Raw genomic sequence first — 24,710 nt, forward strand, 5'->3', positions numbered from 1 at the left:
CCCATTCCGACTTCAGCAGCGCGCTGCTATTTTTTCTCCATCACGCATTGCAGTGGATGCTGGTGCTTCCGGGCGAAATCCATCACCTGCGTCACCTTGGTCTCGGCGATCTCGTAGGTGAAAACGCCGCACTCCCCGATGCCGTGGTGATGGACGTGGAGCATCACCTTGGTGGCCGCCTCGACGTCCATCTGGAAGAACTTCTCCAAAACGTGGACCACGAACTCCATCGGCGTGTAATCGTCGTTCAGGATCAGCACGCGATACAGATTTGGCCGCTTGGTGCGCGGTTTGGTCTTGGTGATGACCGAAGTCGACGGCGTATTCGGGCCGGAGCGCCCGCCTTCCCCGGCCATCAGAATGGGCCGGGTCGTCGGATCGCCGGCAGCGGCGGCAAAATCGTGGCTCAGAGTCGGTTGCAGCATGGCTTTCGGTATTTGAACCCCCAGGGAACTTCCCAGACACCGGAACCGCGACCTGCGGTCAAGCCGCAAAGGCCGACGACGCGCACGGCGCAGCGGCTCCCGGCACGACGCGGCGGCGGAATACGGTAAATATGGGTCGAGTGCCGATTTGCTGCAAGCGGGGAGATTCCGGAGGCTCTGCAGATCCAGAGGCCTCCCCAAGGTCTGGCCGCCCTGGGGAGGTTAACGTCAGGTTGTGCTATTGCGGCAAATTCGGAGGGCGGCATTCAGGCGCCGTCAATCATGCGCCACGCTCCTCCGGCATTTGTGGCGCAGTTTAGTGAGTTTGGGCGCATCATTTTACGCGCCGTTTATCCATAGCGACCGATCCTGCCGATCGAATCAGGATCGGTGACCGCCATGTCTATTGTTTCCCTTATCTCGCCATTGATCCGCGAAGCCCGGCGCTTCCGGCGGGACCGCGGCGGCAACATCGCGGTCATCTTCGGAATTGTCTTGGTGCCCCTGCTGGGATTTGTCGGCGCGGCGGTGGATTATTCCCGCGCGTCCCGCGCGCGTAGTGCGATTCAGACCGCGCTCGATTCCACCGCCCTGATGGTCGCGAAAGACCTCACCAGCGGCAAAATTGATGCGTCCAACGTCCAAAGCACAGCCAACACTTACTTCAATTCACTCTACAACAACGCCGAAGCACCAAGTATCAAAGTCACCGCGGCGTACACACCGAAGACTTCCTCCGAAAACGCCAAGCTCGTCGTCGACGGCAGCGGCTCGATCAACACCGAGTTCATGAGAGTCATGAACATCACAACGATGACCGTCGGCGCGTCGTCGACCACCACCTGGGGCGGAACACGGCTTCGCGTGGCGCTGGCGCTCGACGTCACCGGCTCGATGGTCAACTACGGCTCCACCAAACTCGCCGAGCTGAAAACCGCAGCAAAGAAGCTGATCGACACACTCAAACAATCGGCAACGAGCACGGAAGACGTTTATGTTTCGATCGTGCCGTTCGACGTGTACGTCAACGTCGGAACAGGCAATAGCTCGGCCAGTTGGTTATCGTTCAACTGGGAGGGCTACGGCACCTGCAGCCCGATATACTCCAACTGGTGGTCCTGGGAAAACGAGAAGGACTTCAACACCAAGGCGACCTGTCAAAAGGCCGGGAAAACGTGGACCGCCAGCAAAAAGAAGGACTGGGGCGGCTGCGTAACCGACCGCAATCAGGACTTCGATACGACCAAGGACGCTCCGACTTCCGGCAACAGCGGAACGTTGTTCCCGGCGACTAACGATACCCCGTGCCCTAAGCCGCTGCTCTCTCTGAAGTCAGTCTACGATTCAGCCGGCACCGACGAATCCACTGATGAAAACACGCTGAAGGGCAAGATCAACCGTTTGACAGGAGCCGGCAACACCAACCAGGCTATCGGGCTGCAATGGGCGTGGCTCTCACTTCAAAGTACCGCGCCGCTGAATGCGCCGACCAAGGATCCTCAGTACAAGTACACGGACGCGATCATTCTGATGTCGGACGGGCTCAACACCGAGGACCGCTGGTACAATTCGGCGAGCGACATCGATGCCCGAGAAACGAAGCTCTGCAACAACATCAAACAGGGCAAGACCAAGGATGGGCCCGAGACGCTGCTCTATACGATCCAAGTCAACACCGATGGCGACCCAGAATCGGCGGTTCTCAAGGCCTGTGGACAGGACTCTGGCGGCTTCTTCTCGACCACCACTGCGGCAGGCATCAACGACATCTTCAACCAGGTCGGCGCCTCACTGACCAAGCTGCGGCTCTCAAAATAGGCTAGGCATCGAGCCCTGCACCGGTATCGGCTCCGTCCCCCGGCTGGGATCCTACGGCAGCGGCACTTCTCGATCGCCGCCGCCGGCTTCGAGACACGCCGTGCTGCACCGCGAAATTAGGACCGATCCATTCGAATCCTCGGCATCGACGCAATAGATGCTTAACCTTTTCGAAACCGCCCGCTCCTAACCTTATCCCCTAAACATTCGCGCTCGCCGAAGAAAAGCCGCGTCAATTCAGCCGCTTACCCAACTTCACGGGAGCAGCCGCTGGTGCCGGGCAAGCGGGTGATTCCAGCGCTGGATTGAAGTGTCGCCGGGACGGGCGGGCATAATTTTGCCTCACGGACCGGTGAATGATGACAGATCGGACGGGGACGTTCATGCACCGCAATATCTTATTCCGCTCGCGGGCCCTGCGAGTTTGCGTGCTCGGCTTGGCCACGATCTCCGCTGTGGTGATCTTTACGACCGATAACGCGGATGCACGGCGGCGCCATAAGCACCATTCCCGCCACCACGTCGAGCGGAACGCCTACAATCCCGCGTTTGCGTCGATCATCGTCGACGGCAATTCCGGTGCGGTTCTGACTGCCACCAACCCCGACGGCCTCCGTCATCCGGCGTCGCTGACCAAGATCATGACGCTCTACCTGCTGTTCGAGAAGCTCGAACAGGGCAAACTCAGCCTCGACAGTGAGATGGAAGTGTCCGAACACGCTTCCGAACAGGCACCGACCAAGCTCGGCCTGCGTCCCGGCTCGACGCTGCGGGTCGAGGACGCGATCAAGGGCCTGGTGACGCGCTCGGCCAACGACGCCGCCGTCGTGATCGCCGAAGCGGTCGGCGGCAGCGAGAGCGACTTCGCCAAGATGATGACGCGCAAGGCGCGCGCCCTCGGCATGTCGCGCACCGTTTACCGCAATGCGTCCGGCCTGCCCAACGACGAACAGGTCACGACCGCCCGTGATCAATCGATCCTCGGTCGCGCCATTCAGGACCGCTTCCCGCGCTACTATCGCTACTTCTCGACCAGCGTGTTCACCTATCGCGGTCAGGCGATCCGCAACCACAACCGATTGCTCGGAAACGTCGAGGGCGTCGACGGCATCAAGACCGGCTATACGCGCGCGTCGGGCTTCAACCTCGTCACCTCGATGCACCGTGGAAACCGGTTCCTGATCGGCGTGGTGCTCGGCGGCCGCAGCGGCGGCTCGCGCGACGCTATCATGCGCAATCTGCTCGCCGAAAATCTGGAAAAAGGCGCGACGCGCCGCACGGTCGCCGCCATCACCGAGCGCTCGTCGGGTTCGGACGAGACCGAGGTGGCCGACACCAGCCGCACCGCACCTGCGGTGCAGGTCCAAGGCGCCGTTCAGGTCGCGTCGGCAGGTCCAGAAGCCGTGCTTCCGACGCCGCGCCCCGCCGTGCCGCTGACGCGATCGGCCGCCGCGCCGGAACCGAAGCCGGAGCCCGGCCCGTTCAACAGCGGCAGCATCGAAACCAAGCCGCTCGTGATCATTCCCGGCTCGGCCGAACCGATGAAGCCGGTGCGGGTCAAGACGGTGCAGGTCAAATCCGCTCCGATCAAGCTCGCTTCCGCGGTCACTGCGCCGCCGGTCACCAGCGCCATTCCGCCGGCCCGGCGTGATCCGGCCGAGACCTCGAACGCCGCGATGGCCCGGGTCGAGACCCGGCCGGAGACGATCCAGCAGCCCGCTGGACACGGCACCGGACAAGGCGTGCTCGGCGTGCTCCCTGCCTCCAGCCTGTCGTCGAAGAACTCTCAGGCTCTCGCCTACGCCGACCCCGCGACAGTCCCCGCCGTGCAGCAGCAAGGTGCGATCAAGACGGTGTCCCACACCGGCTGGATCATTCAGGTCGGCGCAATGGAGAGCGAAACTGAAGCGCGCAAGCGGCTCGAAGCGGCGCGCGAACGCGCCAGCGGCTTGCTCGGCAAGGCCGACCCGTTCACCGAGACCGTCTCAACCAAAGGCGATCGCAAGCTCTACCGCGCGCGCTTCGCCGGGCTCGAGCGCGACGAAGCAGAAGCCGTTTGCCGCAAGCTGAAGCGCTCCGACATCTCCTGCTTCACCATCAAGAACTGACCGGCGTTACGCATAAGCGCTGAGAACCAACGCGACCGGGCTGTCCCGGTCGCGTTTTTCGTTTTGGACGCCAACCGGCTCGCCCACGCGGCCGGCCCGCGCCAAGCGGGAAACCACTCGTCAATCATTAATCGATAAAAGTCGTGACAAAGGCCACGCCGAAACGGCGGGCATTGGGGCGTCACGACAGATTTCAGGACACTCGCAGTCTGTAGCGTTTAGTTGCGTTGCTGGAGTTTAGCTGCGATGCGTTCGAAGCAAGGTATCCTTGGCCGCGTTTACGCGGGCGGCAAGGTACGTCGACCCCCCTTGGTCGGGATGCAATTTCTTCATGAGAGTGCGGTGGGCCCGTCCGATCTCGTCCGGCCCCGCACCCGGCTGCAGGCCAAGGATCTCATAGGCTTCCTCGGTCGTCATTTTGCTGCCCGACGCTTGGCTACGCTGCCCCCCTGCCGCATCTCCATGCGCGTTCTGACGCCAAGCGGGAAACCGGCGGTCCAGATAGCTTTCAAGTAGCGCACAGCTCTCGGCGTCGAAGCCGGTCAGCATCGCGGCGAGTTGGCCGAGGTCGAACTCGTCGAGCGAGCGACCGGCATTGGGACCGGCCACGATCCGCCCGGTCATCGTACCGCTGTCGTGGTCCAGAACCATTTCCAGATAGGTCGAGCGTACCGTCGAGGCCTGCCCGCGCGAGCGTCCGCCGAAGCCTCCGAACAGTCCGCCGAGATTGCCGAAGCCGGCATTCTGCAGCGGCGTCCAGCCGAGCAGCCCGGCGCCGAACAGGCCGAGTGGAATCGCCACCGCCAGCTCGCCTTTGGCGCCGGTAAACAGCGCCGCCGCCAGCGTCACGATCCCGGCGGCAATCTTCAGCGCCCGCGCCAGCACCGCCGGATTGGCCGAGCGGAACATCTGCAGCAGCGTGTACAGCACGAAAACGGCGATGGCGCCGGCAATCAACGTAGGCATGAGATCAATATAAGTCGGCCGTACCGAAAAAGCACCGGCGAGCCCGCGACCGGCTCTACCGCATCTGCCCGAGCAGCAGCGCCGCGCCGCCGCCGCTCGCGGCCAGGCGCTGCAGGGCCTCACGGCCGCCCGCCGCATAGGCAGCAGCCGCGCGCAGCAGCTCGCGGAGCTGCGCTGCCGCGCCCGGATCGAACCGGCACCATGCGCCGCCGCTCAGCCGCGCGATCTCGCGGAACGTCTGCTCGGCGACGGGGTCCACACCTTCCTGGAATACGAACACCGGGACCTTGAGCATGCCGAGTTCACCGGCCTTGGCGCAGAGCTCGTCGGCAGCCTCTTCCATCGCATCGCCGACGAACACGATCGCCCGGACGCCGGCGGCAACCGCCTCCTTACGGGCATCCGCCAGCACGCGGCCGATCTGGGTGTGACCGCCGCGACAATCGATCTTACCCATCAGCCGCGCCAGCTCCGCACTCGAGGAGATCCAGCTCGAGGCCCGGCATTCGTTGAAGCCGCGATAGTACACGAGGCGGATATCGAGGCTGCCGATCGCTTCGGCCTCGCGGAACATGTCGGCCTGTAGCGCGCAGGCCATGTCCCAGGTCGGCTGCCGGCTCATCGTCGCGTCGAGCGCGAACAGCAGGCGTCCACGCGCCCCGGCGGCATTCGGTGCCATGGCCCGCGCCTTGGCGACGAACGCCGCAATCTCCGCCGACGTCGACGGGGTCGGCGTCGCGGCGCCGTTCTCACGGCCGAACGTCTGGGGCGGGGTTGAAGTCGGCTCGCGGGACATAAGGACTCGCTCTGGCGCTACGAGACCTATGTGGCGACGGCGGAAACAAGCGTCAATGTGCTGGCCACCAGGCGGCGGCCGGCCCTTATCTGGCCGACGCGACCGCGCTGGCGCCGCGCGGGACGGGCTTCGGCCTGATCACGGCACTGCTATCGTCGAGGAAGCGGTCGAGCGAGGCCGCGATCGCGTTCTTCACATCATCGGGCCCGCGATCGCTCATCTCGGTGTGCTGAAAACCGGTCTTGACCACGGTGATGCCAGCCTTGTCACAGACGTCCTTTGCCGGGATCACCCCAGGATCGGTCTTGAACACCGGGTCATGCGAGCGGAACGTCAGCGTCTTGAACCTGCCATCGATCATGAACGGCACCCGCAGATTGTCGAGCGTCACCACTCGTCTGATCCGTTCGGGGTGGAGCTGCGCGTAGTACATCGAGATGTCGCCGCCGTTGGAATGCCCCACCATCGTCAGATGTTGATAGTCGGCATTCGGAACGATGGCCTTCAACTTCGCAATCGCGAATTCGATATTGGCAACGCCTTTCTCGTAGACCGGAAGCCGCCCAACATAAGGCTCGCCGACCTTGGTGACCAGCGGCGCGTCGGTTGGTAGATCGTGCTGGATGCTGACCGCGAGATAGCCGCGCACCGCAAACAGATTGGCGAGAAACGAGTACTCCGTGAATTTCACGGTATTGCCGTGATTGAGAACTGCGACCGGAAGCTCTGTCAGTCCGGCTTCGGCCTGCATCTCCTTGTCGCGACGTACCGCGATCGCGATCTCGACGGGCCGCTGCCTGGACGCATCGAAGAACGTCAGTGTCTGGTGACGGATCGCCCACTTCGAGGCGGTCAAGTATCCGACCGCCGAGACGACGCACAGCACGAGCAGAACTGTGATTCCGCGGGTCATCATTCATCCCGTGTCGATCAGCGGCCCACGCCCAGGACAACCGACGACACGACTATAAATCACGCTCATATGACAGAAAGATCAAAGATTAGCAGATTACCGCTCCGTCATTGTGCAAATGCACAATGCTCCGTCAGAGGCGCTCGGTAGCTCGCCCGCCCGATTGCAAGCGCTCGACGTATCCCCGGAAACACCGCGCGGCAATGGCCGCTTCACTGCGTGCTGATTGCGGCCAACGCAATGATCCGCGCACGCGGTAGCTGAGCATCATCGCGATCTGCAGGACCAACACCGTCAGGCCCTTCTCGTCGCCGAACACGATGGCGCCGCCGCCGCAGGCGATTTGCGGCGGGCCCGGTCAGCCCCGACCGGCCTCTCGGCCGAGATCTCGAAATCGGCAAACGCAGCGGCTTCGCGCCCCATGAGAAGCCGCGGCATGCCGGATCGCTGCGATCAGACTCAGCGGCGGCGCCGAAGCCAAGTTCTCGGCCCGCGGTCCAGGTGGCGGTCAGAGGCAGGGCTTGATAAGATCGGATTCCTTCCCGCTGCCGCCTGGTGCGGCCTGTTTCCGCTGACCGCGATCGAGCCTTCGATGTCCCGTCCCCCCGTTGTCGCCCGCACTCTCCCTGCCCTTCGCCGCGCGCTCGCCGAGCTGCACCAGCGCAACGCCAGCGTCGCGCTGGTGCCGACCATGGGGGCGCTGCACGACGGACACCTGTCGCTGGTGCGGCTGGCGAAGCGGCGCGCCGACAAGGTCGTGGTTTCGGTGTTCGTGAATCCCACTCAGTTCGCGCCGCACGAGGACTTCGGCTCCTATCCACGAACCTTCAAGGCCGATGCGTCCAAGCTCGCCGCGGAGGATGTCGACCTGATTTGGAATCCCGACGTCAAGGCGATGTACCCGGACGGCTTTGCCTCCAAGATCTCGACCGAAGGCCCCGCCGTCGCCGGCCTCGAAGACCGTTTCCGCCCGCACTTCTTCGGCGGAGTCGCCACGGTGGTCGGCAAACTGTTCATTCAGTGCCGGCCGGACGTCGCGATTTTCGGCTCGAAGGACTTCCAGCAGCTCCGCGTGGTGACGCGGATGGCCGCCGACCTCGATATGGGCGTGAAGGTGATCGGCGCGCCGACCGTGCGCGAGCGCGACGGCCTCGCGATGTCGTCCCGCAACGTCTATCTGTCCGCGGAAGAGCGCGCGGTGGCGCCGACGCTGTACCGGGCGATGAAAGAGGTCGCGAAGCGGATCAAGGCCGGCAAGAGCATCGCGTCATCGCTCACAACCGGTGCCAAATTGATTACCGAAGCTGGCTTCGTGCTCGATTATCTGGAAGCCCGCCACGCCGAGACACTGGCACCGATCAAATCGGCGAAGGAAGGTCCGATCCGGCTGCTGGTCGCCGCCAAGCTCGGCAAGACCCGGCTGATCGACAACATCGCCGTGTAACACCGACTGGGGCGCAATGGCGCCGATCGCCGTGCCTACAGCAGCCCAAGCTCGCGCAGCTCCCGGCGCATCGCCTCCGGCATCGCCGCGATCCCCTCGGCAGCTCTGCCGAGATCCAGCGGCGCGTCGGCTGCGGTGAGATAGCGCCAGCCCTGGAACGGCCGCATCGGCCGCGGGCTGACCGGGTGCACCTCCGGCTCCAGCACCAGCCGGCAGCGGCTGATGCCCTCACCGTCGCGAAACGGCTCGATCGCAACCAGCTTCTCGCGCGCCGCGATCTCGCCGCGGATCACCCAATACAGCGAGCCGCCGTCGAGCAGCTCGGCGTCCCGCTTCGGCACCATGCGGGTGACGTGGATGTGGTGCCCAGTCCGCCTGCCGCGCTCCACAACGCGCTCGGTCAAATCCTTCACCGACTCGCAGCCGACTGCGAGCTTGATGAGATGCAGTGCCATCGTTTTGGAACATCCTGACGCGGCGAATGCCGCCGTTCAGTTATCCGAATTGACCGCTTCCGGCGCAAGCTGCACCGGCGCAGCAGGCTTCGGCTTTGACGGCGCGGGGGGGCGCTTGGGCGGTGCGGGCGCTGCTGCATTGCTGTGCGTGGTGGGCGAATGCGCGGGAGCCGGCGGCCTCTTGGCGGTCGCGGAGGGATTGGCCTTGGCGTTGGCCGCGCCGTTATGGGTGGCCGGAGCAGCCGGCTTGGCCGCAGCGGCGCCCTGCCCCGGTTCAGGGGCCATGATGCTGACCGCGGGAATCGAGGCCGAGGTCGGAAAGTCGATGTCGGTCGGCTTGCCGCTCGGCGCCTCGGTGACGCCTGCGAGGCCGGGCGAAGGCGGCGTCGGCGTCGAAGCAGCGCTGTCGGCGCCTGCGGCGGCCGGCGTACCCCAGCTCGGGGCGTAGCGGGTCAAGGTGGTCTCGTAGAGGTGCTCCCCCATGTTCGCCGCGATCCGGCTGCTGTCGGTGAGGGAACGGAAGGCAGCGCATTCGCTGGCCTGACAATGGTCCTGCGCCACCAGCACATACGCGATCAAACCGTAGCGATCGCGCTCGACAGCGCGGCGCAGCCGAGACAGCTCCGGGGTCATCCGCTTGTCCGCGGCGGCGACATCGCCGAACGCGGTCAGCCGCGCCAATTGGGTTGAAGCATAGGACACCGCAGCCGCGACCGTGTCTGGCGAACTGAACAGCACGCGCTCGCACGCCGACAACACCATGTCACCGGCGAGGTCGTCGATGCATGCAAGCGCCGGAACCGCATTGACATTCGACAGCTTCGCATCGGCCGAAACCGGAGCCGCACCGCCGAGGGCGCTTCCAGGCGTCCGATACAGACCATAGCCAGCCAACCCGATTGCGCCGAGCGTAATGATCACCAGCGCACCATTAGCCACCGACTTATCGGCGCGGAGCAACGCGATCAGAAGCAGCAAAGCGACAAAAGCCGCGACCGCCACCGTAACCAGCATCGGAAAATTCGGTGAATGCAGAATCCGGTCGAGCGACGCCGACCAAGTAGCCCAATCCATGCGCGTTGTCCCTTGAACGCCAGTCCGGCGACTCAACACCGGCTTTACGACCAAAATAGGCGCAAGGCTCGACGAAACGCGTCCCCGAGATCGCTGTCCCGGCCCGAGGGCGTCAGGACAGCGATGATGATCTCAGAGGCTTATATCCTTGGAAGACAGACGATGCGCGGCTCAGCAGACACTGAGCTGGCTCTCCTTGGCGACACGCTCGAACGCCTCGGAGATATTCTTGATGCGGTACTGACAATCAGACCCGTCGGTCGGGAGCAGCCGGACGATTTCGTACATGCCGCTGGCTGCCGGACGGGCAACATTGCTGGCGGTAAAATAGACGGATTCACCTACCACGAACTTGTGCTTCAACGCTCAACTCCTGCGCCATTTGAATACCGATCCAGCCCTTGTGGCCGGGTGTGACCGGTTCCCCTAGCCCCGCGTGCTTATAGCACAGGAGGGGCTTCACTGGCCAGTGCTTCACGCATGGCTGGCGCCGCAATTTTGCTGATTTTTCAGCGATCTAGGCGCAAATCACGAGGCGTTTCGAAGGATTGGGAATGAATCCCCGATCAAGGGCTCAGCCGACCTCGAACTTGTCGATGATCCAGCTTTCGGCAAGCGCCGCCTGAGTCCACTCCTGGAATGCCGGCAGCGCCATCATCACCTGCATGTAGCCCTGGCCAATCGGGTCGACCTCGACCGCATAGGTGCGAAACCGGTGCACGACCGGCGCGAACATCGCATCCGCCGCGCTGAAACGGCCGAACAGATAGGGCCCGAACCGGCCGTACCGGTTGCGACAATCGATCCAGATCTGCTGGACCCGGGCGATGTCGTTGCGTGCGGCATCCGAGAGCGTCTTCGCGCCGACCGGGCGATGGATGTTCATGCCGCACTCGTTCCGGAGCGCAGCGAAGCCCGCATGCATCTCGGCCGACACCGAGCGCGCGTGAGCCCGTGCAGCCACGTCATCGGGCCACAGCTGGGCTTTGGGAAAGCGCTCGGCAGCGTACTCGATGATCGCCAGTGAATCCCAGATGGTGACGTCACCATCGACCAGCACAGGCACCTTGCCGGCGGCCGTGAAGGCGAGGATGCGCCGTTTGTCGGCGTCGCCGGTGTAGAGCGGGATCACGACTTCGTCGAACGCAATGCCGGCGGCCTTCAGTGCGATCCAGGGCCGCATCGACCACGACGAGTAGTTCTTGTTGCCGATCACCAACGTCCGCGCCATGGCCGAAAACTCCTTCATCCCCGCCGTCGAGCTTCACGCGATAATCAATCCACCGCGGCTACGGCTGTCAATCAGTCGAGGTTGCGGCGTCCAGGTCAATGCGGCACTGCATTGCGATGACCCCTCACGATTCGGCACCCGCCACCGCTTCGCCCGTCTCCCCCCTGGAAGACGACATTCTCGCCGTGCTGAACAAGGCCGGGCACGGCACGCTCAGCGCGCCGGAGATTGCCCATCAGCTCCGCCCCGACGGCGATTGGCACGGCCTGTTGATGCCGATCCGCCGCGCCGCAGTCGCGTTGGCGCTGGAAGGCCGGCTCGTGATCTATCGCAAGGGCAAACCGGCCGATCCGAACGACTTCCGCGGCGTCTACCGGCTCGGCCTGCCGCGCCACGACTGACCCCGCCGCTAAGGCGACGGCAGCAGCGACGTGGTCTTGCCGCCGAGCCGATAGGCGAGCAGCCCTGCCCATTCATGTACTGCGACGTCGGTGCGCGCCAACCCTGCCGCCAACGTCGCGAACGGCAGCGTCCTATCTTCGGGCCCGCGCGTTCGCCAATCCACCGGATAAGCAACGACGTCGAAGCCGGCATCGCGAAACGCGATCATCGACCGCGGCATGTGGAACGACGAAGTCACGAGCAGCCATAGCTCACCCGGCTTTGGCACCACCAGAGCGCGCGTGTGGGCGGCGTTCTCGGCCGTGGTCCGCGACTCGTCCTCCAGCACGACACGATCGGCGGCGACGCCGAAGCGTTTCAGCAATTCGCCGGCGATCGGGGCTTCGGCGGCCGATCGCTGGATCAGATTGCCGCTGCCTCCGCTGTAGACGATCCGCGCCTGCGGATAACGTCGCGCCAGATCGAGCGCGGCAAAGACGCGTTCGGCCGACGCATCGAGCTCCAGCGTGCCGCGCGCGGCGCTGACTTCGGAGTTGATCGCTCCGCCGAGCACGATGATCCCGTCCGGGGCTCGACCGGTGTCCCGCCATGGCGGAAACCGTTCCGACAGAGATAGCATCAGCACGTTGCCGAGCGGCGAATAGCCGACGATCAGAAGCAGGACGACGCCCGCAACCAGCAGAACCCGCCCTGCCCGCCGCCATCGCGTCAGCAACAGAACCGCGCCCGCCATGCAGATCAGCGCGATCGTGTTCGACGGATGAACAACGAAGCCGAGGGTCTTGGAAAGAACAAAGAACATCGCTCACCACCCGCGCGGACGATCCTCTCCGGGAGGTGCGGGATTTCGGTTGCGGGGTCAACGGTGCGAGACGTCTCAGTCCCAAGCCGGCGCGGTCGCCGTGGTGGTCAGCCGTCCCGTGGGGCTGCCGAGCGCAAAGATCTCCTGCATCTCCGTCTCCGATAGATTGAAGTCGAAGATGTCGATGTTCTGCGCCAGTCGCTCCAGCCGCGAACTGCGCGGGATTGCGGCGACGTTCTGCTGGATCAGCCAGCGCAGACAGACCTGGGCCGGCGACTTGCCGTGAGCCGCGCCGATTCTCGTCAGCACTTCGCTTTTCTTGGCGTTGCCGCGGGCGATCGGACTGTAGGCGACCAGCGCCATGCCGTGCGACCGACAGGCGGCGAACACCTTCTGCTGATCAAGAAACGGATGGTACTCGACCTGATTGCACACCAGCGGCGCAGGACATGCCGCAACGGCCTCGGCGAGCAATGCGACCGTGAAGTTCGAGACCCCGATGTGCCGCGTCAGTCCGAGCTCGCGCGCGCGCGCCATCGCACCGAGCGTCTCGGCCAACGGCACATGCGAATTCGGCCAGTGCAGCAGCAGCAGATCGATCTCGGACAGCCGCAGTTTGACCAGACTTTCCTTGGCCGAACGGATCAGATCGTTCGGGGCGAAATGCGTCGTCCAAACCTTGGTGGTGACGAAGATCTGATCACGGCGGATATGGGAATTACGGATGCCCTCACCGACGTCACGTTCATTCGCGTAGATCTGTGCGGTGTCGATATGGCGATAGCCGAGCCTCAGTCCCTGCTCGACCGCACGCGAACAAACGTGTCCGCTTAGTTCCCAGGTGCCGAGGCCGAGCGCAGGGATCCTGGCTCCATGGGCTTCGATGAAATGCGTTGCGGTGGTTTCCATGGCGATCGTCTCGCATTTCGGTCACGCAGACTGATCTTTAGTAGTATGAACCGATCGCGCTCCGCTGCCAATCGTCGCAGCGCAACGAGCTTACCAATTTGTTCCGGCCTGAAGCGAGCACGACGGCCGGAAATGGCGATGATCAGCTTGGCCTGAGGCTCAAGACCGGAGCCAGCCTCTGCACTATTCACGAACGATGGAACCGCCGACCGGCTGGCCGACGAGCAGCGGTTACTTCAGTCCGAACCACAGGGTCGCGATCCCGAGGAAGGAAAAGAAGCCCACAACATCGGTCACGGTGGTGACGAACGTGCCTGAGGCCACCGCCGGATCGGCGCGCAGGCGCTCCAATGCCATTGGTATTAAAATGCCACCGAGTGCGCCTGCGATCAGGTTCGCGATCATCGCCAGGGCGATCACGACGCCGAGGCCGGGCACCTTGAACCAGGCGTAGGCGGCAATCCCGGTGATCAGAGCGAAGGCGACGCCGTTCACCAGCCCGACCAGCGCCTCGCGCATCACCACCCGGAACGCGTTCCATGGGCCGAGCTCGCGAGTGGCAAGCGCCCGCACCGCCACCGTCATGGTCTGGGTCGCGGCATTTCCGCCCTGGCTGGCGACGATCGGCGCCAGCACCGCCAGCGCCACCATCTGCTGCAACTGATCCTCGAACAGCCCCAGCACTGAGGACGCGAGGAACGCGGTGGCCAGATTGACCAGCAGCCAGTTGAACCGGCCGCGCGCGATCGTCCACACCCGATCGGACAGTTCTTCGTCACTGGTGACGCCGCCCAGCGCCTTGAGGTCTTCGTCGGCCTCTTCCTCGATCACGTCGACGACGTCGTCGATGGTGATCACGCCGACCAGCCGGTTCTGGCTGTCGACCACCGGCGCGGCGACGAGGTTGTACTTGCCGAACAGCCGCGCCACTTCCTCCTGGTCGTCGTCCACGGACACCTTGCGGCGATCCTCGTCGACCAGATCGGTCAGCGGCACATTGCGGTGCGACCGCAGCAGCCGGTCGAGCGACACCGCCCCCTGCCAGTGGTTGACCCCATCGACGACGTAGATCTCGTAGAACCGCTCCGGCAGTTCCGCCGTCTCGCGCATGAAATCGATCGCTTCGCCAACCGTCCAGTCGCGCGGCACCGCGATGAAGTCCGTCTGCATCCGCCGCCCGGCGGAGTTCTCCGGATAGTCCAGGCTGCGTTCGAGCGCGTCGCGTTCCGACGGCGGCAGCTTGTCGAGGATCTCCTCCTGATCCTCCTCGTCGAGCACCTGCAGCAGTTCGACCGCGTCGTCGGAATCGAGTTCGCGAACGCCCTCGGCGACCGTTTCCGGTTTGAGCTCTTCAAGGATCTCCTCGCGGACGGTCTCGTCGACCTCATTGAGCGCCGAGAAGTCGAAATCCGCCCCGGTCAGCTCCACCAGCCGGACGCGCTCGTCGGATTCCAGCGCCTCGATCAGATCGCCGAGGTCGGCCTCGTGCAGTTCCGATACCAGCCCGCGCAGCCAGACCGCGTCCTCGGCAGCGATCGCTTGCGACACCGCCTCCACGAACCCGGCCCGCAAATCGCCATGGTCGTCCCGCATCGCCTCATGGTCGAGCGTAGCCAAATCGGGTCGCACGACCGCGTCCACGTCATCGGTCATGAGGGCCCCCTACGGGTTTTACTGGTTGCAGATGTCGGCCGCCGTCATGCAAGATGCACCTTCGAGCGGCGGCTCGAATGCTCGTGGCAATAACCAATCGGTGAAGCAAAGCGCAATGATAATCGTGACACCCTGCAACAATCCGCTGGTCGGGAGGGTGTCGTGATGATCGCGCGCACCGCTGCTGCATTGGTCGCCCTCGCCGCGCTCGGTGGGACGGTTCGGGCGACCGAATGCCCGCGTCCGGGCACGCTCGGCACGTCACGCGTGCTGACCGTCGATGCGGCCACCTATCCGCGGGTCGGCCTGAAGAGCTTTCCGCAGACGCTGCCGCTCGCCGACCACGAAATCGTGCTCACGTTCGACGACGGTCCGGCGGCCACGACACCGGCCGTGCTCAAGGCACTCGCTGACGAATGTGTCCACGCCACCTTTTTCCTGGTGGGCAAGCCGGCTTCCGGCATGGGCGACATGGTGCGGCGGATCGCGGCCGGCGGTCACACCATCGGTCACCACACCTACACCCATCAGCATCTGGCGGCGCTCAGCTATGCCGACGCATTGACCGAGATCGACCGCGGGATCGCCGCCGATGAAGCCGTAATGCGCGCCAAGGGCATCCCGGTGCCGACAACGCGCTTCTTCCGCTTCCCGTATTTCGAATCCACCCCGGCCCTGCTGGACAATCTGCAGGCGCGCGGGATTTCGGTGTTCGGGGCCGATCTATGGGCCAGCGATTGGAAGCCGATGACGCCGGATGAACAACTCGCGCTGATTACCGAGCGCCTCACCGTTGCCGGCCGCGGCATCATCCTGTTCCACGATCCCCGCAAGCAGACTGCCGAGATGATTTCGGCATTCCTGCGCTGGCTGCGCGAAAACCATTACCGGGTGGTGCATGTCGTCCCGGCTGGCACCCCTGGGCGCGCCGTCGCGTCGGATACGCATAGCCGCACTGCACGCTGAACCGGTCCTGCGGTCCCATAAATGCCATGGAACCTTGAACGGTTAAGCGGCCGTTCACGACGTTGAATCTAGTTTGGCTGAATGGGCCGAACGTCGTGATCCGTGCTGTCGGTCGCGTGAAGGCGGTGCACTGTTGATTGAACGTTCGTTGCGGATCTCCTCGTTGTTCGGCGCGGCCTGTGTCGCTGCCGCGCTGGCTCTCCCTCTCGATCCGGCTCGCGCCGCTGGCTGCCCCGGCAATCCCGATGCGCTCGGGACCTCCCGCACGCTGGTCGTCGATCCGACCGAACATCCGCGGATCGGGACGATGCAATATTCCGAGACGCTGCCGCTGCGCGACCACGAGGTGGTACTCACCTTCGACGACGGGCCGTTGCCGCGCGAAAGCAATCAGGTCCTCGACATCCTGGCCAAGGACTGCGTCAAGGCGACGTTCTTCGTGGTCGGGCGGATGGCGAAGACGTTTCCCGAAGGCGTGCGCAAGCTGCGCGACGCTGGCCACACCATCGGCACCCACAGCCAGAATCACCCGCTGAGCTTCAATCGGATGACGGTCGAGCAGGCCCAGCAGGAGGTCGACCAAGGCATCGCCTCGACGCTCGCCGCCCTCGGCGGCGACCGCGCGGCGCTGTCGCCATTCTTCCGCATCCCAGGCCTGCTGCGCGCCGAAGCCGTCGAGGGCTATCTCGCCTCGCGGGGAATCCAGACTTGGAGTGCGGACTTCCCGGCCGACGACTGGCGCCATGTGTCGCCCGACACCGTGTTTCATCTGGCCATGAGCCGGCTGGCAGCCAAGGGTAAGGGTATCCTGTTGCTGCACGATATCCAGCCGCGCACGGTGACGGCACTGCCGCGCATCCTTCAGGCGCTGAAAGCCGGCGGCTACAAGATCGTCCACGTGGTCGCGGCGACGCCGGACCTGCCGAAGACGCCGACCACGCCGCAGGAGTGGCGCCTGCATCCGGCGCCGGAAGCCGTGGCGCGCGTGCGCTGGCCGAGGGTGCCGCACTTCGTATTTGCGAATGCACAGATGCTGCCCGGCCCTGAGCTGGCGGATATCGGTCTCGACCGTGGCCGTTTGCTTCCGGGTAGCGCACCGATCCGGTCGACTCGCCTGACCCGGGGCCAAGTCCCGTCGCCGCAGCGCTCGCCATGGCCGCGGCAGACCCCGATCGAATCGACGGATAACTTGATCGCCCTGCCGGTGCCGTCGGCGAGCCTGTTCGCGATTCCCGAGCTCAGCGCCCCGATGATCCGGCCCATGGTCCCCGTGAAGGCAGATCGGGCCGCGCGCCAGGCGCCGCGGCCCGTCCGCAACGTGAGCAACCGGCCGACGTCGATCGATATCGGCGCCGCCGCACGCCCGATCGCCGGCAGCGTCGGCATCGCCCCAGAGGGCCTGCAGCGCGGGCCGCTCGACGCCGGAAGCCGCCCTCGCCCGCTCAATCACTGATTCCGGTACCCGCCCCCAAGCCCCTTGCCGCCCGGCAATTTGCCATTAGATTATCGGCATCTTGCCGACGATATGGGTGGGTCACACGATGTCGATCATCGAAACGGTCGCCGATAAGCTCGGCGGCAAGCCAGTACTTGGTGCAACGGTTCGGTCGCAGGCAGACTTAGCCATGGTGGTCCGCAACCGGCTCCCCCTCGCCGCTCTCCAAGGACTGAGCCGGGCCGGGCTGAGCGATCAGGAAATCGAGCAGTTCGTCATCCCGCAGCGAACCCGCCGACATCGTGCCGAACGCAATCAGCCGCTTACGATCGACGAATCCGACCGCGCCGTCCGCTTGCTGCGCATTCAGAGCCTTGCCGAGGATACTTTCGGCGGCGTGGACAAGGCCAGCCTGTGGCTTCGCCGCCCTCTGGCTGAGCTGAACGGCGAACCACCCCTGACCGTCGCACAAACCGAGGCTGGCGCCAGACTGATCGAGATGGTGCTCGGCAAGATCGCTTGGGGCGCAGCAGCCTGATGCGCCTGTGGCGACTGTCGCTCGCCCGTCACGCTCGGGCGTTCGACGGCGGTTATGGACTGCTCTTCGATGGCCGCTGGAATACCGTCGGCCGGCCCGTCACCTACTGCGCGACATCGCCGGCCCTCTGTGTGCTGGAGAAGCTGGTGCACGTCGAAGACCCGCTGCTGCTCCCCGAGCTGATGTTGGTGCGCTACGAAGCGCCGGACGAGCTGTCCGTCGACGAGGTGCTACTTTCCGCCCTTCCGGCAGATTGGCGACGTCGAGAGAGCTGGACGCAGCAGCGCGGTGATGCGTGGCACGCTTCGCTCACAGCCCCACTGCTGCGGGTGCCATCCGCGATCGTCCCAATCGACGGATCGCCCGATCTGAACGTTCTGATCAACCACAGGCATCCTGACGCCGGGCGGATCAGAATCGCAGCGATCGAGCCGTTTGCCCTCGATCCCCGACTGTTCTGACGATCGAGCTTCGGCATCCGAATGCCAACGTCCTCGCAGTTCTCGTGCGCGACGCCGCTTCTTCAGATTCTTTAGGAGGGTTGCGCCGAGCGGCACAGGCCGGCGCGGAAGTGGTGCGCTCGCAGCAAACCGAACGCATCCACAAAATCTTTATTTTACTCGCTTATTTTCATTGGTTGACAGTATTTGTGGCCCAGGAGATGGCTCAGCTTGTGGCCCACGTCGAACCAGTTCGCGCTGCGAACTGGTCTACTCTTTTCCCACTCAACGATGTTTCAACGGAGTTGAAGAATGCGAGCGGGCGAGATCTCAAGACGACACATGCCGCACAAGCTGGGTAAGCCTTACAAGCCTGTTTAGCCCCGACTCGTTCTTGGGGGTACGGTTATGTCGGGCTGCCCTTCAGCTGCCATCTGATCTCTCTGAGGTCTTTTTGTTAGATGTCCCTTGACCCGAACCAACGCGCCGATCTGAAGCTTCCCGCTCTCTTCTAAGGTCTGGAATGCTTCGGGGGAAACGTAGCACGTAACTTGCTTACCGCGAGACGACCGATAGACAAACGTCTTGCTGGGCGAGTTAACAATTTCAACTCGGCCGACGTCCGTCACCGCCTTTTTTTCGATCCGCTTGAAGGCTCTATGCATCGTCGTGCCCGCGCGTTCATTCACTGCGACAGACAATACAGAATCACCCTCTCTTGCAGAGAAAACTACGCTCTCAATCCGATTTTGATCGGATGGGATGATCTGCTGGAGATTGTCGAGCAAAGCAAACCGCTCTTCGGCAAGACTGTCCGAAAGTTGTCCCGAGTTCGCCTTCGCTACGAGCTCAGCAGTCTCTTGGAAAAACAAGTCGCGTTGCTCGATAAACGATGCTTGCGCGTCTTCGACGCTCAAAGGAGACTCGGCCGTTCTTCTTCTAAGTAGCGCATCGTTGATCCGTGGTTCATCCAACGCAAGAATGAGGCTACCCGGAATTGCCCGAGCCGGAAAATCGAAAGTGGCGCTTTTGGCGCCGGCCATAAACGCGGGACTTAGAAGGCGCCGAGCTGCTTCGTAGGAATCGTCAATGAGAGACTTTAGAAGGTTGAAAGGAATACTCTTGTTTGCGAGTCTCTCTCCTCTGAAGGCGATCGAGAAGTATGCGTTCGCCTCCTCCAGACTATCAGGAGCTTGCTCCATGGAAGCGTATAACGGAACATTTCTAGCGGGCATCAATTTTTCAGGAAAATCGTCCTGATCGCAGATCCAATAGCGTTGAACCGCGAATTCTAGATCCAGGTCGACTATCCATATAGTGCGGGAGCTTAACGCTCCGCGGATCGACAGTGCGCCTGATTGCAACGCCTCAACAGTCTGCTCATTCGACTGGACCACAGCATAGAAATTCGAATTTTCCCGCCGCCCTATGTGATGGAATAATGCATCGAAAGGCCCAAAAGAGGCAGTGAAGGTGAGCGGACCATTGAACTCATAAAGAATTTCATCCGGGACGATCGGATCTGTCGTCCAGGGGCGCAGTGAGGGTTCGTTAATTGACCACATTACATGGGTCCCAACGGATCGTCCTGCTGAGGAAGAATTGGATCGAGCAACTTTCGAAAGTGACTAGATACATCCAGTCCGTGAACTTTCCAGAAAGTCGCATGGCCAGGCTGAGCCTTCGATGGGGTTGGTAGCACTTGGCCGGCACTAGGCTGTAAATCCCCGACGACGATGTAGCTCGTACGAAACGTGTCGTAAACCTTGCGTGCGTGCTCTACTGATTGCAGATCCTGCCAGACGGAGCACCCCCAGTGCTTGCAATTGCCGCGCTTTGCGTTCGGCTTGTTGGCCTCAACGTCGGATTCGAAATCCGCCGCGAGGGGAGGAAAACTCTGCACCGATCGGTAGATCGTTCCCACCGGCTCGGCGCCGTCTAAGGGGCAGCTCTCCGGAATATCCGGATGATAGACGTACGTTTCAGACATGACTCACCAAGCCTTTCTGGAGCCATATCCGAGAGTCGGCGAGAAATGCAACTTCTCGTTAGAATTAGAAGCATTGATGCATGGGAATTTGTGGCCCACAAGGTGGGCCAGCTTGCGGGCCAAAAACCTTAAAGTGATACCATAATGCCAGGCATCGCCGATAAACCGCGAACAATTCAATAGCTTAGCAGCTAATTCGTGGTGCGCTCGGAGGGACTCGAACCCCCACGATTTTACTCACTGCCACCTCAAGGCAGCGCGTCTACCAATTCCGCCACGAGCGCTTGGGACCGATGTCGGGCATCGCCGACCGGATCGACGGCGCCCATTTAACAAAACAATGATCAGGCCACAAGGCCAAGGTCACCTACGATCTGGGGATCGCGGCAACATCTGTTTGACCTCGACCGCAATTCGGTTGCGATCCACCAAAACCATGCCGGAAGCGATCGGCATGTTGTTGGCGAGGATCTTGACCTCGTCCGCCTCGGTGGCGTCCAGTTCGATGATGGCGCCGCGGCTCAGCCGCAGCACTTGGTGGATCGGCATCGAGGTGGTCCCGAGAACCACCATCAGATCGACGGAAACTTTATCGAGTGTCGGCACTGGAACCCGGACTGACTTGCCTGAGGAACGAGGACGTGGTCGACCACACCACGTTATGGTTATCCAATGATTAACGCCCCGACTTCCCCCCGGCAGACGCTGGATTGGACCGCCCTGAAGCCGGCCGACGGCTTCCCGGCGGTCGAATGGCGCATTTCCGATTCGCCGGTCGCCTACCCTGAAGCGGTGGCGACCATGGAAGCCCGCGCGGCCGCAATTGCCTTGGGCGAAGCCCCCGAGCTGGTCTGGCTGCTGGAGCACCCGCCGCTTTACACCGCAGGGACCAGCGGTCACGCCACCGACCTGCTGGAAGAGCGCTTCCCGCTGTTCACCACCGGCCGTGGCGGCCAGCTGACCTATCACGGCCCCGGCCAGCGGGTCGCCTATGTGATGCTCGACCTGAAGCGCCGGCGTCCGGACGTGCGCGCCTATGTGGCAGCGCTCGAACAATGGATCATCGCCACCCTCGACGCCTTCAACGTCCGCGGCGAGCGGCGGGAGGATCGAGTCGGCGTCTGGGTCCGCCGCCCTGAGAAGGGCGACGGCTACGAGGACAAGATCGCGGCGATCGGCGTCCGGCTGAAGCGCTGGGTGTCGCTGCACGGCATCGCCATCAACGTCGAACCCGATCTGTCGCATTTCAAGGCGATCGTGCCCTGCGGGATCAGCGATCCGCGCTATGGCGTCACCAGCCTGATCGACCTCGGGCGACCGGCGGTGATGACCGATGTCGACGTGGCAATGCGCGCCGCGTTCGAAAACATCTTCGGCGAAACCCGCGCCTCGACGCCTGCAATCGCCTGATCTGGCTCCAACGGTGCCCTTTCAGTCCCGCCCGAGCCAATCCTCGGGCGCCGATCCGTCCTATCCAGGCGGCTGTCCTCGAGACTAAGCAGGTCGACCGCGGGAGCGTCACAGGTTCCGGCAACGGATTTCTAAGGATGAAACCGCTCGCCTCCGTCCACGCTGCACCGACAACGCTTTCGTCACGTTAAGGTGGATAGATCCGCCGAGGCCGTCGCTGCTGCGCCGAAGCGACCTCGTAGTTCCCAAAGTATCCGACCTTGATGATACGACGACACATCAGCTCTCTCGACGATCCGTCGCTGTGGCGCGCTGCGCTGGAGCAGACGAGGGATGCTGCCGTTATCATCGATGACCATGGCCGCGTTTGCTTCTTCAACCAAGCGGCCGAGCGACTATGGGGACTTTCGCGCGCAGACGTCGTCGGAAACTCCGCAGATCGCCTCGGCATCGATGCGATCACATCGGAGCCGCCTCCCAGCTCCGCACTCGGCCAGTCTGCACCCGAGCTCACCGCTCAGATCGACATTGCGCGCCCCGACGACCGACACATTACCGCCGAATTGACGCGATCGACGATCATCATCGGCGGTCGCAACTACGTGTTGGTCACGGCGCGTGACGTTACGTCCGAGCTCGAGCGCCGCAAGGGAATCGAACTTCTCACTTCCGTCGCGGACCGTACTACGCGCGCCGTGCTGGTCACCGATCCAGATTTGAAGCTGCTCTACACCAACGCAGCCTTTGCAGGCCTGTTCGGCTACAGCGCCAAGGCCGCCAAAGGTCGCAACGTCATCGACCTGCTCGCCGGCCGCCACACCAATCGCCGCACGATCGCCAGCCTGAAGCGATGGATCGCCTATACTGAGGGCGGCGAAGAAGAGATCCTCGTCTACGACAAGAACGGCGAAGAGATCTGGATCTCCGCAGACGTCAAAGCGCTGCGTAACGCCCAAGGCCGGATAACCCAGGTCTTTGCGCTGCTGACCGACATCTCGGAGATCCGCCAGCTGCGCATGCTGCAGCAAGTGACGCTGAGCGCCCTCGCCGACGAGATCCCGATCACCGACGCCGCCGACCGGATGTGCCGTTTCGTCGAGAAGATCGCCCCGGACGTCGTGTCCTCGCTCCTGCATGTCGACGCGCAGGGACTGCTGCATCCGCTCGGCGGGCCGAGCCTTCCCGATGATTACTCGCGCGCGCTCGACGGCGTGTCGATCGGCCCGCAGGTCGGCTCGTGCGGCGCCTCGGCGTATTTCGGCGAACCAGTGCTGGCGCTCGACATCGAAACCGATCCGCGCTGGCAACCGTTCAAGAAGCGACCACTCGAAGTCGGGCTGCGCGCCTGCTGGTCGTCACCAATCAAGGCCAAGGATGGCCGCGTGATCGGCACCTTCGCGTTCTACTTCCGCGCATCGCGGCCGCCGAGCCGCTGGCATCACCGAATCGTCGACGCCTGTCTTCACCTCGGCGCCCTCGCGATCGAGCGGATGGAGGCGCGCGCTCAGATCGCACGGCTTGCGTATTTCGACATGCTGACGGGACTGCCGAATCGTTCGCGGCTACGCGATCTGATCGCAGCGGCGATCTCCGTCTGCCCGCATGGACGAACAATCGCGCTAGCGTTTCTGGATGTCGACAATTTCAAGGACATCAACGACACGCTCGGCCATGCCGCCGGCGACGAATTCCTGATCGAATTCGCGCGCAGGCTGCGCGATCAGGTGCTGCCCGGCGATGTCGTGGGACGACTCGGCGGCGACGAATTCGTCGTCGTGCTGCCGAACCGCGAGCCCGCCGAGGTCGAACCGATCGTGGCCCGGATCACCGAGGCGCTGATGCGCCCGTTCGTGCTCTGCAACACTCAAGTGCCGATGTCGTCCAGCGTCGGCGTCAGCCTGTATCCCGACAACGCCTCCGATATCGACACACTGATCAATCAGGCCGACACGGCGATGTATCGCGCCAAGCGGTCGGGGCGCTCGACCTATCGGCTGTTCAACTGCGACATGCACGGCGCGACCGAGCAGCGAATGGCCTATGCCGCGGCGCTGCGTGCCGCCCTCGCCAATGAAGGTCTCGATCTGCACTACCAGCCGCAGATTCGCACTATTGACGGCGCGCTGCACGGCGTCGAAGCGATGGCGCGCTGGCACGATCCGGTGCTGGGGGTCGTGCCGCCGACGAAGTTCATTCCGCTCGCCGAAGAATGCGGCCTGATCGATCAGATTGCGTGCTGGTCGATCCGCGAGGCCTGCCGGCAGATGCGGCTGTGGCACGACCAGGGCCTGGACATCCCCTGCGTTGCGGTCAATCTGTCACCGATCAACTTCGAGAATGCCGGGCTGCCGACGCTGGTCGCCGAAGCACTCGCCAGCTATCGCCTTCCACCTCAAGCGCTGATGCTCGAGGTCACCGAAGGCGTTGCCCAAGACAACCGGTCGGTGGCGCATGACACGATGGTGGCGCTGCGCCGGATAGGGGTCGGGTTGTCGCTCGACGATTTCGGCACCGGCTATTCCAATCTCAACCGCCTGGCGCAACTGCCGATCCGCGAGTTGAAGATCGATCGCGGCTTCATGAGCGAACTCGAGACCAGCCCCACCGCCCGCGCCGTCGTCACCACCGTGGTGCGGGTCGGCCAGAGCCTCTCTCTCAGCGTCGTCGCCGAAGGCGTCGAGACGAAAGCTCAATTCCAGCTCTTGAGCGAGCTCGGCTGCGACGTCGTCCAGGGCTTCCTGTATGCGCCCGCACTGGCGCCCGACGCATTCGAGCAATGGCTGCTCGGCTACGGTGCCGCCCGCGCCGGCACCATGATCGAGCTGATCGGCATCGCCGCAGAGGACAGCCATGCGCCGTCCCGTATCACCGGGGGACGGCGTCCCTCACCACCCTGACCAGGGCCCAGGGCGGCCTCGTCGCTGCGACGTTGGGC

The 24,710-nt window shown here is 63.5% G+C and carries 26 protein-coding genes and 1 tRNA gene; 11 read left to right on the forward strand and 16 right to left on the reverse strand.

Translation table 11 applies throughout. The annotated features are described in order from the left end of the window. Positions 1-26: 26 nt before the first annotated feature. Positions 27-356: an ATP-dependent Clp protease adapter ClpS gene (gene clpS / locus DNX69_RS09790; protein WP_165825236.1), complete on the reverse strand. Its 330-nt coding sequence runs from the start codon at positions 354-356 to the stop codon at positions 27-29. 468 nt (positions 357-824) lie between these two features. On the opposite strand from clpS, the gene DNX69_RS09795 reads away from it, so the two are divergent. After that, positions 825-2,243 carry a pilus assembly protein TadG-related protein gene (locus DNX69_RS09795; RefSeq protein WP_110785795.1) on the forward strand — a complete coding sequence of 473 codons (1,419 nt, stop codon included), beginning with the start codon at positions 825-827 and terminating at the stop codon, positions 2,241-2,243. 383 nt (positions 2,244-2,626) lie between these two features. Then, positions 2,627-4,351 (forward strand): serine hydrolase, encoded by a 1,725-nt coding sequence (locus tag DNX69_RS09800; RefSeq protein ID WP_110785796.1) that lies wholly within the window; start codon positions 2,627-2,629, stop codon positions 4,349-4,351. A gap of 237 nt (positions 4,352-4,588) precedes the next feature. On the opposite strand, the gene DNX69_RS09805 is transcribed toward DNX69_RS09800, so the two are convergent. From DNX69_RS09805 to DNX69_RS09820, 4 genes are all read right to left on the reverse strand, one after another. Continuing rightward, entirely contained in the window at positions 4,589-5,317 is a 729-nt protein-coding gene (locus DNX69_RS09805) for a DnaJ domain-containing protein (RefSeq protein ID WP_110785797.1), read from the reverse strand. 55 nt (positions 5,318-5,372) lie between these two features. Further along, the gene (locus DNX69_RS09810) at positions 5,373-6,113 is read right to left on the reverse strand and encodes a VWA domain-containing protein (RefSeq protein ID WP_110785798.1); all 741 of its coding nucleotides are present in this window, start codon (positions 6,111-6,113) and stop codon (positions 5,373-5,375) included. Positions 6,114-6,198: 85 nt separating this feature from the next. Beyond that, on the reverse strand, positions 6,199-7,026 hold the full coding sequence (locus DNX69_RS09815; RefSeq protein ID WP_110786057.1) for an alpha/beta fold hydrolase: 828 nt from the start codon (positions 7,024-7,026) through the stop codon (positions 6,199-6,201). Positions 7,027-7,159: 133 nt separating this feature from the next. Further along, positions 7,160-7,345 (reverse strand): hypothetical protein, encoded by a 186-nt coding sequence (locus tag DNX69_RS09820; RefSeq protein ID WP_110785799.1) that lies wholly within the window; start codon positions 7,343-7,345, stop codon positions 7,160-7,162. Positions 7,346-7,618: 273 nt separating this feature from the next. Here DNX69_RS09820 and panC point away from each other — a divergent pair, with 273 nt between their 5' ends. Then, positions 7,619-8,470: a pantoate--beta-alanine ligase gene (panC, locus tag DNX69_RS09825; protein WP_110785800.1), complete on the forward strand. Its 852-nt coding sequence runs from the start codon at positions 7,619-7,621 to the stop codon at positions 8,468-8,470. 35 nt (positions 8,471-8,505) lie between these two features. Here the strand turns inward: panC and DNX69_RS09830 are convergent, their stop codons facing one another. The 4 genes from DNX69_RS09830 to DNX69_RS09845 form a co-directional block, all read right to left on the reverse strand. After that, positions 8,506-8,925, reverse strand: coding sequence for a DUF1489 family protein (locus DNX69_RS09830; RefSeq protein ID WP_110785801.1), 420 nt, complete (start codon positions 8,923-8,925; stop codon positions 8,506-8,508). 36 nt (positions 8,926-8,961) lie between these two features. Then, positions 8,962-9,999, reverse strand: a complete 1,038-nt coding sequence (locus DNX69_RS09835; protein ID WP_110785802.1) for a hypothetical protein — start codon at positions 9,997-9,999, stop codon at positions 8,962-8,964. Positions 10,000-10,170: 171 nt separating this feature from the next. Continuing rightward, positions 10,171-10,362 carry a hypothetical protein gene (locus DNX69_RS09840; RefSeq protein WP_011158703.1) on the reverse strand — a complete coding sequence of 64 codons (192 nt, stop codon included), beginning with the start codon at positions 10,360-10,362 and terminating at the stop codon, positions 10,171-10,173. Between the two features lie 211 nt (positions 10,363-10,573). Beyond that, positions 10,574-11,230 carry a glutathione S-transferase family protein gene (locus DNX69_RS09845; protein WP_110786058.1) on the reverse strand — a complete coding sequence of 219 codons (657 nt, stop codon included), beginning with the start codon at positions 11,228-11,230 and terminating at the stop codon, positions 10,574-10,576. A 116-nt stretch (positions 11,231-11,346) separates the two neighbouring features. Here DNX69_RS09845 and DNX69_RS09850 point away from each other — a divergent pair, with 116 nt between their 5' ends. Beyond that, positions 11,347-11,631, forward strand: coding sequence for a DUF3253 domain-containing protein (locus DNX69_RS09850; protein WP_110785803.1), 285 nt, complete (start codon positions 11,347-11,349; stop codon positions 11,629-11,631). 8 nt (positions 11,632-11,639) lie between these two features. Here the strand turns inward: DNX69_RS09850 and DNX69_RS09855 are convergent, their stop codons facing one another. The 3 genes from DNX69_RS09855 to mgtE all read right to left on the reverse strand — a co-directional run bounded on the left by DNX69_RS09855 (position 11,640) and on the right by mgtE (position 14,996). Next, positions 11,640-12,434: a YdcF family protein gene (locus DNX69_RS09855; RefSeq protein WP_110785804.1), complete on the reverse strand. Its 795-nt coding sequence runs from the start codon at positions 12,432-12,434 to the stop codon at positions 11,640-11,642. 75 nt (positions 12,435-12,509) lie between these two features. Then, positions 12,510-13,343 carry an aldo/keto reductase gene (locus DNX69_RS09860; RefSeq protein WP_110785805.1) on the reverse strand — a complete coding sequence of 278 codons (834 nt, stop codon included), beginning with the start codon at positions 13,341-13,343 and terminating at the stop codon, positions 12,510-12,512. A 231-nt stretch (positions 13,344-13,574) separates the two neighbouring features. Next, a complete protein-coding gene (gene mgtE / locus DNX69_RS09865) occupies positions 13,575-14,996 on the reverse strand; it encodes a magnesium transporter (protein WP_110785806.1) in 1,422 nt (473 codons plus the stop codon). 162 nt (positions 14,997-15,158) lie between these two features. Between mgtE and DNX69_RS09870 the strand changes: the two genes are divergently transcribed. From DNX69_RS09870 to DNX69_RS26085, 5 genes are all read left to right on the forward strand, one after another. Then, positions 15,159-15,962: a polysaccharide deacetylase family protein gene (locus tag DNX69_RS09870; RefSeq protein WP_110785807.1), complete on the forward strand. Its 804-nt coding sequence runs from the start codon at positions 15,159-15,161 to the stop codon at positions 15,960-15,962. Between the two features lie 133 nt (positions 15,963-16,095). Further along, positions 16,096-17,415 carry a polysaccharide deacetylase family protein gene (locus DNX69_RS09875; protein WP_110785808.1) on the forward strand — a complete coding sequence of 440 codons (1,320 nt, stop codon included), beginning with the start codon at positions 16,096-16,098 and terminating at the stop codon, positions 17,413-17,415. An 88-nt stretch (positions 17,416-17,503) separates the two neighbouring features. Beyond that, positions 17,504-17,935 (forward strand): antitoxin Xre/MbcA/ParS toxin-binding domain-containing protein, encoded by a 432-nt coding sequence (locus tag DNX69_RS09880; protein WP_110785809.1) that lies wholly within the window; start codon positions 17,504-17,506, stop codon positions 17,933-17,935. Then, entirely contained in the window at positions 17,935-18,396 is a 462-nt protein-coding gene (locus tag DNX69_RS09885) for an RES family NAD+ phosphorylase (RefSeq protein WP_110785810.1), read from the forward strand. Before DNX69_RS09880 ends, DNX69_RS09885 begins: the two co-directional genes overlap by 1 nt. Positions 18,397-18,440: 44 nt before the next feature. Continuing rightward, complete coding sequence (locus tag DNX69_RS26085) at positions 18,441-18,737, forward strand: hypothetical protein (protein WP_133255994.1); 297 nt, start codon at positions 18,441-18,443, stop codon at positions 18,735-18,737. Between the two features lie 15 nt (positions 18,738-18,752). On the opposite strand, the gene DNX69_RS09890 is transcribed toward DNX69_RS26085, so the two are convergent. From DNX69_RS09890 to DNX69_RS09900, 4 genes are all read right to left on the reverse strand, one after another. Next, the gene (locus DNX69_RS09890; RefSeq protein ID WP_133255995.1) at positions 18,753-19,940 is read right to left on the reverse strand and encodes a hypothetical protein; all 1,188 of its coding nucleotides are present in this window, start codon (positions 19,938-19,940) and stop codon (positions 18,753-18,755) included. Next, positions 19,940-20,365 (reverse strand): hypothetical protein, encoded by a 426-nt coding sequence (locus DNX69_RS26090; protein ID WP_133255996.1) that lies wholly within the window; start codon positions 20,363-20,365, stop codon positions 19,940-19,942. The genes DNX69_RS09890 and DNX69_RS26090 overlap by 1 nt, the downstream gene beginning before the upstream one ends. 199 nt (positions 20,366-20,564) lie before the next feature. After that, positions 20,565-20,649, reverse strand: a tRNA-Leu gene (locus DNX69_RS09895). Positions 20,650-20,728: 79 nt separating this feature from the next. Continuing rightward, complete coding sequence (locus DNX69_RS09900; RefSeq protein ID WP_011158713.1) at positions 20,729-20,971, reverse strand: FliM/FliN family flagellar motor switch protein; 243 nt, start codon at positions 20,969-20,971, stop codon at positions 20,729-20,731. Between the two features lie 66 nt (positions 20,972-21,037). Between DNX69_RS09900 and lipB the strand changes: the two genes are divergently transcribed. Further along, positions 21,038-21,775, forward strand: coding sequence for a lipoyl(octanoyl) transferase LipB (lipB, locus tag DNX69_RS09905; RefSeq protein ID WP_110785812.1), 738 nt, complete (start codon positions 21,038-21,040; stop codon positions 21,773-21,775). A 263-nt stretch (positions 21,776-22,038) separates the two neighbouring features. After that, the gene (locus DNX69_RS09910) at positions 22,039-24,672 is read left to right on the forward strand and encodes an EAL domain-containing protein (protein ID WP_425327301.1); all 2,634 of its coding nucleotides are present in this window, start codon (positions 22,039-22,041) and stop codon (positions 24,670-24,672) included. Positions 24,673-24,710: the final 38 nt, after the last annotated feature.

It is taken from the genome of Rhodopseudomonas palustris (assembly GCF_003226555.1).
Classification (GTDB): domain Bacteria; phylum Pseudomonadota; class Alphaproteobacteria; order Rhizobiales; family Xanthobacteraceae; genus Rhodopseudomonas; species Rhodopseudomonas palustris_I.

Bases quoted from the DNA above. Each gene is read 5' to 3' on its own strand.
- clpS (WP_165825236.1), bottom strand. From the start codon at position 356: ATGGCCGGGGAAGGCGGGCGCTCCGGCCCGAATACGCCGTCGACTTCG.
- DNX69_RS09795 (WP_110785795.1), top strand. From the start codon at position 825: ATGTCTATTGTTTCCCTTATCTCGCCATTGATCCGCGAAGCCCGGCGC.
- DNX69_RS09800 (WP_110785796.1), top strand. From the start codon at position 2,627: ATGCACCGCAATATCTTATTCCGCTCGCGGGCCCTGCGAGTTTGCGTG.
- DNX69_RS09805 (WP_110785797.1), bottom strand. From the start codon at position 5,317: ATGCCTACGTTGATTGCCGGCGCCATCGCCGTTTTCGTGCTGTACACG.
- DNX69_RS09810 (WP_110785798.1), bottom strand. From the start codon at position 6,113: ATGTCCCGCGAGCCGACTTCAACCCCGCCCCAGACGTTCGGCCGTGAG.
- DNX69_RS09815 (WP_110786057.1), bottom strand. From the start codon at position 7,026: ATGACCCGCGGAATCACAGTTCTGCTCGTGCTGTGCGTCGTCTCGGCG.
- panC (WP_110785800.1), top strand. From the start codon at position 7,619: ATGTCCCGTCCCCCCGTTGTCGCCCGCACTCTCCCTGCCCTTCGCCGC.
- DNX69_RS09830 (WP_110785801.1), bottom strand. From the start codon at position 8,925: ATGGCACTGCATCTCATCAAGCTCGCAGTCGGCTGCGAGTCGGTGAAG.
- DNX69_RS09835 (WP_110785802.1), bottom strand. From the start codon at position 9,999: ATGGATTGGGCTACTTGGTCGGCGTCGCTCGACCGGATTCTGCATTCA.
- DNX69_RS09845 (WP_110786058.1), bottom strand. From the start codon at position 11,230: ATGGCGCGGACGTTGGTGATCGGCAACAAGAACTACTCGTCGTGGTCG.
- DNX69_RS09850 (WP_110785803.1), top strand. From the start codon at position 11,347: ATGACCCCTCACGATTCGGCACCCGCCACCGCTTCGCCCGTCTCCCCC.
- DNX69_RS09855 (WP_110785804.1), bottom strand. From the start codon at position 12,434: ATGTTCTTTGTTCTTTCCAAGACCCTCGGCTTCGTTGTTCATCCGTCG.
- DNX69_RS09860 (WP_110785805.1), bottom strand. From the start codon at position 13,343: ATGGAAACCACCGCAACGCATTTCATCGAAGCCCATGGAGCCAGGATC.
- mgtE (WP_110785806.1), bottom strand. From the start codon at position 14,996: ATGACCGATGACGTGGACGCGGTCGTGCGACCCGATTTGGCTACGCTC.
- DNX69_RS09880 (WP_110785809.1), top strand. From the start codon at position 17,504: ATGTCGATCATCGAAACGGTCGCCGATAAGCTCGGCGGCAAGCCAGTA.
- DNX69_RS09885 (WP_110785810.1), top strand. From the start codon at position 17,935: ATGCGCCTGTGGCGACTGTCGCTCGCCCGTCACGCTCGGGCGTTCGAC.
- DNX69_RS09890 (WP_133255995.1), bottom strand. From the start codon at position 19,940: ATGTGGTCAATTAACGAACCCTCACTGCGCCCCTGGACGACAGATCCG.
- DNX69_RS26090 (WP_133255996.1), bottom strand. From the start codon at position 20,365: ATGTCTGAAACGTACGTCTATCATCCGGATATTCCGGAGAGCTGCCCC.
- lipB (WP_110785812.1), top strand. From the start codon at position 21,038: ATGATTAACGCCCCGACTTCCCCCCGGCAGACGCTGGATTGGACCGCC.
- DNX69_RS09910 (WP_425327301.1), top strand. From the start codon at position 22,039: ATGATACGACGACACATCAGCTCTCTCGACGATCCGTCGCTGTGGCGC.